Below are 13,071 nucleotides of genomic sequence, written 5' to 3'. Positions count from 1 at the left end.
CTTCCTGGATACGCGCGGGACGACGCGCCCCCTCGTCGTCAGCGGCCGGTGAAGCGGCCAGGGCGACGTTCGGCCACCGCGCGGACGCCCTCGGCGAAGTCGGTGGTGTTGCGCAGCTTGGCCTGTTCCGCCGCTTCATGGGCCGTGGCGCGGCGAACGGCGTCGGCCAGGTCGCCGCGCAGGGTGGCGCGCGTCGCCTGCACCGCCAGCGGCGCGTTCTCCGCCAGTTCGCGCGCCAGGGTCAGGGCCGTCTCGCGCAGCCGGTCCAGCGGGACCAGCTCGTCGACCAGGCCCCAGGCCAGCGCCTGTTCGCCGGGGACGCGGCGACCGGTCAGGAACATCAGCTCGGCGATCCGCGGGCCGACCACGCGCGGCAGGCTGGCGGTCAGGCCGAAGCCGGGATGGAAGCCCAGCTTGACGAAATTGGCGCTGAACCGCGCCTCGGGCGCGGCGACGCGGAAGTCCGCCGCCAAGGCCAGGCCGAGCCCGGCGCCGACGGCGGAACCCTGCACCACGGCCACGATCGGTTTGCGGGTCGAGAACAGCCGCGCCGCCTGGGCGTAGAGGTCCTGGGTCGAGTCGACGATACCCTCGCCGGCCGGCGTGACCAGATCGGCCCCGCCGCAGAACACCTTGCCCGCCGTGCACAGCACCGAGACGCGCAGGTCCGGGTCGGCGTCGACGGCGTCCAGAGCGTCGGCCAGGTCGCGGATCAGGCCCACGGTGACGTGGTTGTTCGGGGGTCGGTCGATCTCCAGGACGGCGACATGGCCGTCGACGGCCGCCGTCACCTCGCCGTAGGCCGCCTTCATCGCTTCAGCCCCAGCAGGTTGCGGGCCACGACCCACTTATGGATCTCGGTCGGACCGTCGTAGATCCGCATGGTGCGCAGCTTGCTCTGCATCAGGTGCAGCGGCAGCTCGCGGGTCATGCCCATGGCGCCGAAGGCCTGCATCACGTTGTCGACGACCTCGTAGGCCATCTCGGTGCCGTAGGCCTTGATCATCGAGATCTCGTTGCGGACGTCGCGGCCCTGGTCGAGCTTCCAGGCGCAGTCGTAGGTCATCAGCCGGCAGGCGTGGATGCGGGTGGCGGCGTCGGCGATCCACCACTGGATCTGCTGCCGCTCCGACAGGGGCGCGCCGAAGGTCGTGCGCTGCGGCGCGTACTCGATCAGCATGTCCAGCGCCCTCTGCGCCATGCCGATCGACCAGCTGGCCATCTCGATCCGGCGGGTGCTGAGGCGCACCTGCATCGGTCCGAAGCCGTCGCCCTCCCGGCCGAGCAGCTTCCAGCCCGGCACGCGGCAATCCTCCAGCGCGATCTCGTAGCTGGTCTGGCCGCCCAGCATCGGGATGCGGCGCTGGATGTTGAAGCCGGGCGTTCCCTTGTCGACCAGGAAGGCGCTGATCCCGCCGCGGGCGCCCTTGGCCTTGTCGGTCACGGCCATGACGATGGTGAAGTCGGCCTCGGCGCCGCGGGTGATCCAGATCTTGCGGCCGTTGATGACCCAGTCGTCCCCATCACGTTCGGCGCGGGTGATCATGCCGGCCGGGTCCGAACCCGCGCCCGGCTCGGAGATGCCGATCGCCGAGATGGTCTCGCCGGCCACGTAGGGGGCCAGGTAGGCGGCGCGCTGGCGGTCGTCGACCGTGGCCATCAGCATCCGCAGGTTCGGGCTGTCCGGCGGCAGGGTGTAGGGGGTGCAGCTGTAGCCGAGGGACTCGTTGACCCCGACCAGCGCCACCGCCGGCAGGTCGACGCCGCCGACATCCTCCGGCGCGTCCAGGCCCCAGAGGCCCAGGTCGCGGGAGACCTTGTCGATGCGGGCCTGCTCCTCGGCGGTGAGGGCGGCGGGGCCGCCCTCGGCCTCGCGTTTCAGGACCACCGGTTCCAGCGGGATCAGCTCGTCCTCGACGAACCGACGCACCAGATTCTTGATCATCTGGTGCTCTTCGCTGAGCTGGAATTCCATGGCCGCGCTCCCGGTTTTCCGCGACCTTACGGCCGCCGCCGGGAGCGCGAAACGGGGACGTAGCGTCAGCCTGGCGAGAAAGGCGAACTACTCCGTCGCGGCTCGCGCGGAGCCGCCGAACAGCCGCCGCAGGTCGATCGTCTCGTTGCGCACCTGGGGTTTGGCCCAGAAGCTGATGCTGAGGATGTAGCCCAGCAGCAGGAAGACGAAGGTCATCGCCAGGCGCAGTCCGATCTGCTCGCCCAGGGCGCCGACGATCAGCGGCGCCACGGCTCCACCCAGGATGCCGGAGCACAGGATGCCGGACAGCGCGCCGTGGTTCTGCAGCACCGAATTGAGCGACAGGGCGAAGATGATCGAGAACATCGCCGAGATGCAGAAGCCCGACGCCGGGAAGGCCCACAGCGACAGCTCGGCGCCGCCGAACAGGGCCGCGGCGACGCAGGCGATAGCCAGGACGGAGAACAGGCGCAGGACGATCTTGGCGTCCAGCAGCTTGAGCAGCACCAGCCCGACCACGCAGCCGATCGACATCAGGCCCCAGAACAGTCCCACCGCCTTGGCGCCCTCCGCCAGCGGCGAGTAGCCGTGATAGGTCGACAGGAACTGCGACATCCAGTTGGCCAGGCACTGCTCGGTCCCGACGTAGGCGGCGATGCCGAGGAAGAACAGGCGCACGCGGCTGTCCTTGAGCAGTTCGACATAGGCGCCCAGCGTGCCGGCGCGCTCGTCGTCCTTCAGCTGCATCGAGGGGATGCGCATGACCAGGGTGATCAGCAGGGCGGCGGCGAACAGGCCGCCGAACAGCCAGTACAGGCCGATCCAGGGCAGCTCGGGCGGCGCCAGGCCGGCGAGCCACTGGCTGACTCCGCCGCTCTTCTTCATCAGGGCGGCGAAGGCCAGGGGGCTGACGAAGGAGGCCAGGCCGAAGACCAGTTGGCCCAGGACCGAGAAGAAGGCGAAATGCTGCTCGCCGCCGGCGGCCCGCATCAGCGGGTTGATCACCACCTGCAGCATGGCCATGCCCAGGCCGATCACGAACAGCGCCCCGACGGCGACGGCGTAGCCAGGCCAGATCGCCAGCGCCAGGGCGCCGACCATGTTCAGGGCGAAGGCGCAGAGCAGGGTCACCTTCGGCCCCACGCGCTCGACCATCAGGCCGGCCGGAATGGAGATCACCCCGTAGGCCAGGAAGAAGGCGAAGGGCAGGAGCCCCGCCAGGGTCAGGCTGAGTTGGAAGTCCTTGATGATCACCGGCATCAGCGGGCCGATGATGTTGGTCACGAACGAGATGACGAACCAGACGACGAGAATGTAGCCGACGGTCAGGCTGCGGTTGTTCATGGTCGCCCCTCCCCGGGCGGGTCCGGTGCGCCGGACCGGCGTCAAGCTTCGGTCAGAAGTCCCCTGTCCGCCAGTTCTCCCGGTCGGATGTCCTGCCGCGGAAAGCGCGAGATGATCGCCGCCGCCGCCGCGCAGCCGGCGCGCAGGGCCGACTGGAGGCCGTCGCCGCGCTGGCGCGAGAGCAGATAGCCCGCGTTGAAGGAGTCCCCGGCGCCGATGGTGTCGAACACCGCCACAGGCGGCGCCAGGTGGGTCTCGGCGCGGCCGTTCTGGCGGCCGATGGCCCCCTTCGGCCCGGTCTTCGCGACCAGGGTGGCGCCGGGGCGCAACAGGGTCGACAGCGCGTCCATCGCCCGGCCCAGGTCCGGCTCTCCGGCGAGGCCGGTGATCTCGACCTCGTTCAGCAGGACATGGTCGCAAGCCGCGATCCAGCGCGAGGCCTCGGCGCGGGTGCGATCCGTCCAGCCGCCCGGCGGCCAACCGGTGTCGATGGCCAGGCCGTAGCCCAGGTCGCGCAGGAAGGCGACGATCTCGGAATAGTCGACGCGAAGCCGCGGCAGCAGGAAGGCGCCGGTCAGCAGGGCGATCGAGTTGGCGCTGGGCGCGGGCTGGAGGTGGGGCCGGATGTCGGCCCAGGACAGCCGCTCCAGATGGCCCCGGGTGGTGAAGAAGGTCCGCTCGCCGCAGCTGTGGATCACGCCGGTGGAGACCGAGGTCGCCGCCTCGCTGACGGACAGGCAGGCCTCCAGGTCTCCGAACTGCGCCGACAGCCAGCCGCCGAGCGGGTCGCCGCCGACCATGGAGTAGACGCGGGCCCGGGCGCCGAGCCAGCGGGCCGCGAGCGCGGCGTTCCCCCCGGAGCCTCCCGGGCGGAATTCGCTGCGTTCCATGAGGAGTTCGGTGCCCACGGCGGGCCAGCCGTCCACCGGCCCGAGCACGAGATCTACACTGACGTCGCCGATGATGGTGAGCATGGGAAGGGCAGGTTGGTCCGTCTCTCGGGCGGCTCCCGCCCCGTCTTCGGCGAACGATGTGCGGCCGCTCGACCGAAGTCAATTATTAAAACTAATGGATGTAAGAAATATGTGTCGCAGGGCGTCGCACCCCTGACCGGGCTTGTGATTAAACCCAGCGGGTGGCAGGTAATCGTTGTCACGGCAGGATGGAGCGAGGGGCTCGATGGTCACTCGGGGAGCGACACAGCAATCCAGCGCGCCCCTGAATCGCCGCGTGGTGCTCGATGTGATCCGCCGGCAGGGCGAGATCTCGCGCAAGGACATCATCGACCGCGTGGGTCTCAGCCCGCAGACCGTCGCCAACATCACCCAGGATCTCGAGGCCATCGGCCTGATCGTGTCCAAGCGGCTGCGCGGCGAGAAGGCGAGGGGGCAGCCGCCGATGGCCTTCATGCTGAACCCCGCCGGCGGCGATTCGATCGGCATCAGCCTGGAGCCCCACCGGGCCTACGGCGCGCTGGTGAACCTGGTCGGCGACGTGCTGCTGCGGCGCGAGATCGAGATCGACGTCCGCGATCAGCGGCGGACCCTGGCGGCCATGGTCGCGCTGGTCCGCGAGCTGGCCGAGCGGGCTTCCGCGTCCGAGCGGCTCTGGGGCGTGGGCGTGGCGATGCCCGGACCGTTCGATGTGCCGGCGATGAGTTTCGTGGGGCCGACCGCCTTCGAGGGCTGGACCGACCTGTCGATCTTTGAAGACCTGGAAGCCGCCACCGGGCTGCCGATCTACTACAACATCGACAGCGTGGCCGGAGCGATCGGAGAGTCGCTGTCCGGCGTGGCGCAAGGCTTCGAGAGCTTCTTCTACCTGCACCTCGGCGTCGGCCTGGGCGGCACGCTGATGGTCGACAAGGCGGCCTATCGCGGCGCCCGGGGCAATGCGACCGAGATCGGGCATATCCCCATCGTTCCCGGTGGAAAGCCCTGCTATTGCGGCGCGCGCGGGTGCCTGGAGCGATACGTCTCGCTCCATTCGCTGTCCGAAGCGATCACCGGCGATCCCGACGTCGAGCTGAGCCACCCGGAGCTGCTGGCCCTGCTCGAGCGCGGCGATCCGCGCCTGGACGCCTGGCGCGCCGAGGCCGCGGCCTGCCTGCGCGCCGCGGTGGCGATCATCGAGAACATGCTGGACCCCGAGACCATCGTTATCGGCGGCTCCGCGCCGCGGATCCTGGTCGAGCAGCTGGTCGCCGAGGCTCTGCCCCTGGCCCCGTCGGTGCGGACCGACGCCTCGGACACGCCTAGGATCATCCTGTCGGAATGGCAGGAGGACAGCTCGATTCTTGGCGCCGCGGTCCTGCCCATTCACGAGCGTCTCTCTCCCCGTCTCGACGTCCTGACGCCGGTCGAGGAGCGCGCGGGGATCGAGGTCGAGCGCCTGCTGGGCCGCAAGCCGCGACGCATCAACCGCTTCTGACGTAAGCCTCCGCAGTGTTTCGAAGGGAATAATAAAAACATCCAATAGAAGTATATATTGACACGGTTCGATGACGCTGGATAACGTTGATCCTCGACAGGAGCGGCGAAAGGGCCGTGGCGCGGGGGAGGCGTCGGACCGTCGGGGTCCGGCCGTCGTGTCGAACCCGGATCATCGCGCAGGCATCGGCGCGGCGGTTCGGCCTGGATGAGGGGAGAACGACATGCTTGCTGGTGTTCGCGCGGCGCGATCGAGGCGCCGGTGTCTGCTGATGGCGGGAGCGGCCTTGACCGTGATCGCCGGTCCGGCGATCGCCCAGTCCGCGGCGTCGTCGGAGACCGTGCTCGAACAGATCGTGGTCACCGCGTCGAAACGCGAGACCAATCTGATGGACACGCCCGTCGCCATCTCCGCCTTCTCGCAGGAGAGCCTGGACCGCCAGGGCATCCAGTCGGCGCGCGATCTGGCCGGGACGATTCCGAACCTGCAGCTGGGGACGGGGTCCGACTCCGGCACGGCGGCGACGATTCGCGGCGTCACCTCCACCGACTTCACCGAGGTCGGCGAGGGCGCGGTGGCGATCCTGCAGGACGGTTTCTATTCGCCGCGGCCGCAGGGGGCGTTGGCGCTGATGTACGATGTCGAGCGGGTCGAGGTGCTGCGCGGGCCGCAGGGCACTCTGTTCGGCATGAACTCCCCCGGCGGGGCCATCAACATCATCCCGGCCCGACCGACCTTCGGCGAGACCTTCGGCTCCGTCGAGGGGCTGATGGGCAACTACAACAAGCGCCAGATCCGCGGCAGTCTGAACTGGGGCGTCACCGACACCTTCGCCCTGCGCGCGGCATTCATGGCCGAGCGCGCCGACGGCATGATCGAACAGGAGATGGACCTCACCGATATCGAGGATGCGCATTCCGGCATCGTCAAGGACGGGATTCCGGACGTCGACCAGCGCCGCAATCGCCATCTCAGCCCCAAGGATTGGTACAACAACTCCGACCAGTGGGCCTTCCGCCTGATCGGCCGCTGGCAGGCGACCGAGAAGCTGGAGCTGACCGGGACCTTCTCGTACTTCTCCGACCAGGGCGCGGGCGACATGAACTTCGTCGACTGCGAGCAGGCGGCGGGCACGGTCAACGCCTGCACCCGCACCCTGCGCTACGCCAAGGTCAATGTACCGGGCAAGAAGGACCTGACGATCGCCGACTACCAGTTGAAGGCGGTCTACGATCTGACCGACAACATCGGCCTCGAGTACCGCACCTCCTACCAGGACCAGAAGCGCTACCAGATCCAGGACGTCGACGGCGGCCGTCACGCCGCGCCGGAATGGTCGTCGATCGGCGAGCGGATCACGCCCGAAGAGCAGCTGATGGGCTACTACCCGATCTGGGACGAGAGCTGGGAGACCAAGCACAGCCGCTACGAGACGGTGACCCACGAGCTGCAGATCAAGTCGCGCGGCGACTCGCGCCTGCAGTATGTCGCCGGCGCCTACTACCTGCATGAGAAGAAGAGCATCCGCTACGACATGGAGATGCTCGCCCAGAAGACCTACTACGAGGATCCCGGCCTGCCGCTGGGCTTCTACCCGGACGGTCTGCCGGACACGGTGATCTTCGACCAGAACAAGCGGACCACGTCGTCGCGGGCGCTCTATGGCCAGGTGGACTACAGGCTGACCGAGCAGTTCGGCCTGACGGCCGGCTATCGCTACAGCTGGGACAAGAAGACCGACGAGGGCGGCGTCACCTACGGATCGTGGTGGGGCAACGAGGCCTGGTACAACGGCCTTTGGACGCCGAACAGCATCCGGGCGCACCAATCGAACAACCTGAAATGGGGCATGGGCGGCTCGGCGCCGCTGAACAGCGGCGTGCTGCCGGCCACCGCGCCGAACCATTCAAAGATGGAGTGGAGCCAGGGCACCTACCGCCTGGGCGCGCAGTGGTTCCCGAACGACGACCACATGATGTTCGCCTCCGTGGCCACCGGCCACAAGATGGGCGGCATGTACGAGATGACCGACACCTGCGCCAACGGGTGCATGAAGCTGCTCACCTACCAGCCCGAAAAGGTCACCACCTACGAATTGGGCTACAAGGGCACGCTGTTGGACGGTCGCTTCCGGCTGAGCGTCACCGCCTTCTTCAGCGATTACAGCGACATGCAGAACACCGGCAACAAGGTGGTCGGCGTCAACGAGAACCCGCTGAGCCCCAATTTCGGCGATCCCGTGTATGCCTGGGCGACCGACAACCTGACCAAGTCCCGCATCCACGGGCTGGAGGTCGAGTTCGACGTCATCCCCTGGGACGATGGTCGCCTGTCGGGCTATCTGGCCTATCTCCATACGGAGATCACCGACGGCGGCACCTATTCCGACGGCTACGCCTGCAATGAGCGCGAGTACTTCGGCCAGCCGCACTGCGGCGATCCTTCGGTCGCGAACATCAAGGGCAACAAGCTGCCGTTCGCGCCGGAATGGTCTCTGACGGTCAACTACCAGCACAGCATCCACCTGCCGGGCGGGTTCGAGCTGGTCCCTTACGTCTCGGTCCACTGGCAGGACCGCATGTTCCTGGACATCGGCAACTACACCGGCGCCCACCTGGGCCAGTACCAGGACGCCTACTGGAAGCTGAACGCCAGCCTGCGTCTGAACGGGCCCGAGAACCTCTACTTCGTCGAGGCCTTCGGCGAGAACCTGACCGACGAGGACACCAAGAACTTCGGCGGCTTCAACCAGGGCATGGTGCGCAACAGCTACGACGCGCCTCTGACCTGGGGGGTGCGCCTGGGATACTCGTTCTAGATCCGGACGCTCCGGCGAACGGAGGAGAGTGGAGATCGCCCCCAAACCCACCCACCGGCGATCTCCCCTCTCCGACCCGCTTTCCAGGTACAGCAGCAGGGCCGTCGTGATCCCTTCCGCCGTCTTTCCCTCCCAGCGCCACTGGCCCGGCCGGCCTCTGTCGGCCGGGCTCTCTCTCGCCCTGGCTCTGGCGGCGGGGAGCGCCGGCGCCGCGCCCTTGACCCAGCCCGAACTCGACCGCGCGGCCCGCGAGCTGAAGGTCGGCTTCGCGGTTCTCGAGAACGGCGTGACGGGCGACTGCGGATCAGGCGAGGGCGGCTGCTATCGCGGCGAGCTCAGCCTGACCGCGCCCCATGGCCTGCCGCCGGACGGCTGGGCCCTGTTCTTCAGCCATGTCGAGCGGATGCGGCGCGTGGACGACCCGCGCTTCCGGGTCGAGCACGTCAACGGCGATCTCTATCGTCTCACCCCCGCGCCGGGATCGGCGGGGCTGAAGCCGGGCGAGACCTATCGCATCGGCTTCCGCGGCGGCGGCTCGCATCTGTCGGCCTACTATCCGATGCCGAACCACTACCTCGCCGCCGAGGGGCTGAAGGCCCGGGTGATCGAGAGCACGCGACCGATCGTCGACCCCGAAACCGGCCTCGAGGGCCTGCCGTTCGTCGCGCCCTTCGTCGACGAAGCCAAGCTTGAGCGCCGTTCGCCCGGCGACCGAACCGTCTGGGCGACGCCGGCGCGGACCTACGCCGCCAACGCGGCGACGCCGACGGCCCTGGGGGCGGGACCGCCGGTCATCCCGTCCCCGCGCGAGGTGCGCGCGGGGACGGGAGCGTTGGACCTGTCCGGCGGGCTGGTCGTCAGGCTGGAAGGCTTCGATCGCAAGGACCTCGCGCCGGCTCTGGCGGCCGCGGGCGAGACCGGGCGCGGCGCGCCGCTGGTCGTCCGCAGGGCGTCGAAGCCTCTGCCGCTGGGCGGATACGGGCTGGCCATCGACGCCGAGGGCGTCGTGATCGAGGCCTCCGACGCCGAGGGCGCGTCCAACGGCCTGCGCACCCTGGCGGCTCTGCGCGCCGCGGGGCCGACGGTTCCGCAGTTGGCCATCGAGGATGCGCCGCGCTTCGGCTTCCGCGGGCTGCACCTGGACGTCGCCCGCAACTTCCACGGCAAGGCGCTGGTGCTGGCGGTGCTGGAGCAGATGGCGGCCTACAAGCTGAACCGCCTGCACCTGCATCTGGGCGACGACGAGGGCTGGCGGCTGGAGATCGCGGGGCTGCCGGAGCTGACCGAGATCGGCGCCCGGCGGTGCCACGATCTGGCCGAGGACCGTTGCCTGCTGCCCCAGCTCGGCGCCGGACCGGACGGGGATACGCCGGTCGACGGCTTCTACAGCGCGGCCGACTACATCGAGATCGTGCGGGCGGCCGCGGCGCGGCATATCGAGGTGATCCCCTCGTTCGACATGCCGGGGCATTCCCGCGCCGCGATCCGCGCGATGGACGCCCGCGCCCGCCGCCTGCGCGCCGCGGGAGACGAGGCCGGCGCCGCGCGATATCTGCTCAGTGAGGCGGCGGACCGGTCCGTCTACGACAGCATCCAGCACTACCGGGACAACACCATCAACGTCTGCCAGGAGTCGGCCTACGCCTTCGTCGCCAAGGTGGTGGACGAGGTTGCGGCGCTGCACGTCCGGGCGGGCCGGCCGCTGAAGACCTATCACATCGGCGCCGACGAGACGCCGGGCGCCTGGATCGGGTCGCCGGCCTGCGCGGCGCTGTCGAAGACGACGGGCGTCCCGGTCAAGAAGCTGGGCGGCTATTTCATCGAGCGGGTCTCCGCCCGGCTGGCCGAGCGCGGGATCGTGGCCGCCGGCTGGAGCGACGGCATGGGCGACGCCGACGCCCGGAAGATGCCCGCGGCGGTGCAGTCCAACCTCTGGGCGCCGCTGTTCGGCGGCGCGACGGCGGTGGGGCGCAAGCAGGCGGGGCAGGGCTGGCGGGTCGTGGTCTCGGTCCCCGAGGCGACCTACCTGGACGCGCCGAACGCCGTCGATCCCTACGAGCGCGGCTATGACTGGATGTCCCGCTTCACCGACAGCCGCAAGCTGTTCGACTTCATGCCCGAGAGCCTCCCGGTCCATGCGGAGATCTGGACCGATCTGGAGAACCGGCCGGCGACGGTGACGGACAACGGCGGGCGCGGCGCGCGCTTCGATGGCGTGCAGGCCCAGTTGTGGAGCGAGACGATCCGTTCCGATGATCAGGTCGAATACATGCTGTTTCCGCGCTTGCTGGCCTTCGCCGAGCGGGCCTGGCGGCGGGCCGACTGGGAGCCGACGCCGGCGTCCGACGGCGGACCCTATGGTCCGCAGACGCAGACGTTCAGCGCCGCCGCCCGCGTCGCCCGCGACCGCGAGTGGGCAGGCTTCGCCGCGCGAGTCGGGACCGTGGAGCTTCGGCGACTGGATCAGGCGGGCATCGCCTACCGCATCCCGATCGTCGGGGCCGTGGTCGAGAGCGGCGTGCTGAAGGCGAACCTGGAGGTCCCGGGGTTGCCGATCGAATACCGCGTCGCCGGCGGCGGCTGGGTTCCCTATGCGGGACCGGCGCCGGTGGAGGGCGCAGTGGAAATCCGGGCGCGATCGGCCGACGGTCGACGCGCCGGCAGAACAGTGACGGTAGGGGAGAGGCGATGAACGGGATGAAGCTCTGGCTGGCGTCGGGGGCGGCGCTGCTGGCCCTGGCGGGCGGCGTGGCCCAGGCGGCCGTGAAGGTGCATGTGAACCAGGTCGCGCTCGAGCGCGCCGGGCCCAAGGCGGCGGTGGTCGAGACGGACCGTGGCGCGGCCGGCGGCCGGTTCTCGGTCCTGCGCGACGGCCAGGAGGTGCTCGCGGGCGACCTGGCGGCCGAGCCGGCCTTCAGCGAATGGGGCGCGGGCAAGCGCTACTTCACCGCCGACTTCAGCGGACTGAAGGAGGCCGGGCGCTACGAGGTCAAGGTCACGCTGGGCGGCGAGACGGCGACGTCCCCAGCCTTCGTGGTGGCCGACGACGCCCTGTTCGCGACGACGGGCAAGGCGTTGGTCGAGTACTTCAAGCTCAGCCGCAACGTCAGCGAAGCCGACAAGCGCATCCGCATCTACGGGACCAAGACCTACGTCAACGTCTGGGGCGGCTGGAAGGACGCCGGCGGCGACGCGGGCAAGTACCTGTCGCACCTGTCCTACGCCAACTTCTTCAATCCGCAGCAGACCTCGTTCGCGGCCTGGGCCCTGGCCCGGTCCTACGAGGCTTCGCCCGGCCGGTTCCAGAAGGCCGGTCTCGACAAGCAGATCGTCGACGAGGCGTTGTGGGGCGCCGACTACCTGCACCGGCTGCTGTCGCCGGAAGGCTTCTTCTACATGACGGTCTTCGACCGCTGGAAAAGCCCCGGCGCCGAGCGGGTGGTGACCGGCTACGTCGGGATCGAGGGCGTCTACACGAAGAACTACCAGGCGGCCTATCGCGAGGGCGGCGGCGTTGCGATCGCGGCCCTGGCCCGCGCCTATCGTCTGGCCAAGGACACCGGCGCCAAGGGCGAGTTCCCGGCCGACCAGTATCTGGCCGACGCCGAGCGGTCGTTCGCGCACATGCAGAAGAACAACCTGCGCTACGTCGACGACGGCCGCGAGAACATCATCGACGACTACACAGCCCTGCTGGCGGCGACAGAGCTGTACCTGTCCACGAAGAAGCCGGTCTATCTGGAAGCGGCGCGGGCGCGGGCGGCGAGGCTGAACGGCCGGATGACCGCCAACGGCTGGTTCGACAGCGACGACAAGGGCCGGCCCTACTACCACGCCGCCGAGGCCGGGTTCCCGGTGCTGAGCCTGGTCTCCTACCTGGCGATCGAGACTGACGCCGCGCGGATCGCCGCCGCCAAGGATACGATCGGCAAGGCGCTGAAGGGCCAGCTGACGCTCGATGCGGCCGTCGCCAATCCCTACGACTATCCGCGCCAGCCGTTCATGACCTTCAAGGACGGCCGGCGCGGGCCGCTGCAGACCGGCTTCTTCATCCCGCACGCCAACGAGACCCGCTACTGGTGGCAGGGCGAGAGCGCGCGGCTGGCCTCGCTGAGCGTGGCGGCGCTGCTGGGCGGCCGGGCGACCGACCCGCGGGCCGGCGCGGCCTTCGGGGTCGAGCCGGCCTTGGCCGAGTTCGCCCAGGACCAGATCGACTGGACGCTGGGCCGTAACCCCTATGACATGTCGATGCTCTACGGCTTCGGCGCCAAGAACGTCCCCGACGCCGAGAGCGCCGGCGTGCATGTGCCGGGCGGCATCTCCAACGGCATCACCGGCGGCGTCGGCAGCGACCAGGGCCGGGGCATCGCCTGGGCCGAAGGGCCCGACAGCGAGAACTGGCGCTGGCTGGAACAGTGGATTCCGCACAACGCCTGGTTCCTGCTTCTGGCCAGCGTGACGGACCCGGAGGCGAAGTGATCCCGCGCGGATAGAGACTCCCGGG

Annotated in this window: 8 protein-coding genes; 4 read left to right on the top strand and 4 right to left on the bottom strand. The window is 69.3% G+C overall.

The window, feature by feature from the left end:
* Positions 1–38: 38 nt before the first annotated feature.
* The 4 genes from CSW64_RS16335 to CSW64_RS16320 form a co-directional block, all read right to left on the bottom strand.
* Positions 39–812: an enoyl-CoA hydratase/isomerase family protein gene (locus CSW64_RS16335; RefSeq protein ID WP_099623098.1), complete on the bottom strand. Its 774-nt coding sequence runs from the start codon at positions 810–812 to the stop codon at positions 39–41.
* Positions 809–1,975 (bottom strand): acyl-CoA dehydrogenase family protein, encoded by a 1,167-nt coding sequence (locus CSW64_RS16330; RefSeq protein WP_099623097.1) that lies wholly within the window; start codon positions 1,973–1,975, stop codon positions 809–811. The genes CSW64_RS16335 and CSW64_RS16330 overlap by 4 nt, the downstream gene beginning before the upstream one ends.
* Positions 1,976–2,062: 87 nt before the next feature.
* Positions 2,063–3,319, bottom strand: a complete 1,257-nt coding sequence (locus tag CSW64_RS16325; RefSeq protein WP_099623096.1) for an MFS transporter — start codon at positions 3,317–3,319, stop codon at positions 2,063–2,065.
* Positions 3,320–3,360: 41 nt separating this feature from the next.
* Entirely contained in the window at positions 3,361–4,293 is a 933-nt protein-coding gene (locus CSW64_RS16320; RefSeq protein ID WP_099623095.1) for a carbohydrate kinase family protein, read from the bottom strand.
* 205 nt (positions 4,294–4,498) lie between these two features.
* On the opposite strand from CSW64_RS16320, the gene CSW64_RS16315 reads away from it, so the two are divergent.
* From CSW64_RS16315 to CSW64_RS16300, 4 genes are all read left to right on the top strand, one after another.
* Entirely contained in the window at positions 4,499–5,749 is a 1,251-nt protein-coding gene (locus tag CSW64_RS16315) for an ROK family transcriptional regulator (RefSeq protein WP_099623094.1), read from the top strand.
* 292 nt (positions 5,750–6,041) lie between these two features.
* Positions 6,042–8,567, top strand: coding sequence for a TonB-dependent receptor (locus CSW64_RS16310; protein WP_245863907.1), 2,526 nt, complete (start codon positions 6,042–6,044; stop codon positions 8,565–8,567).
* Positions 8,568–8,673: 106 nt separating this feature from the next.
* The gene (locus tag CSW64_RS16305; RefSeq protein WP_245863733.1) at positions 8,674–11,259 is read left to right on the top strand and encodes a family 20 glycosylhydrolase; all 2,586 of its coding nucleotides are present in this window, start codon (positions 8,674–8,676) and stop codon (positions 11,257–11,259) included.
* The gene (locus tag CSW64_RS16300; RefSeq protein WP_099623092.1) at positions 11,256–13,046 is read left to right on the top strand and encodes a glycoside hydrolase family 9 protein; all 1,791 of its coding nucleotides are present in this window, start codon (positions 11,256–11,258) and stop codon (positions 13,044–13,046) included. The genes CSW64_RS16305 and CSW64_RS16300 overlap by 4 nt, the downstream gene beginning before the upstream one ends.
* Positions 13,047–13,071: the final 25 nt, after the last annotated feature.

It is taken from the genome of Caulobacter mirabilis (genome assembly GCF_002749615.1).
GTDB classification, from domain to species: domain Bacteria; phylum Pseudomonadota; class Alphaproteobacteria; order Caulobacterales; family Caulobacteraceae; genus Caulobacter; species Caulobacter mirabilis.
Note: the sequence above shows the minus strand (reverse complement) of the source record. Positions and strands in the feature narration are given on the sequence as shown.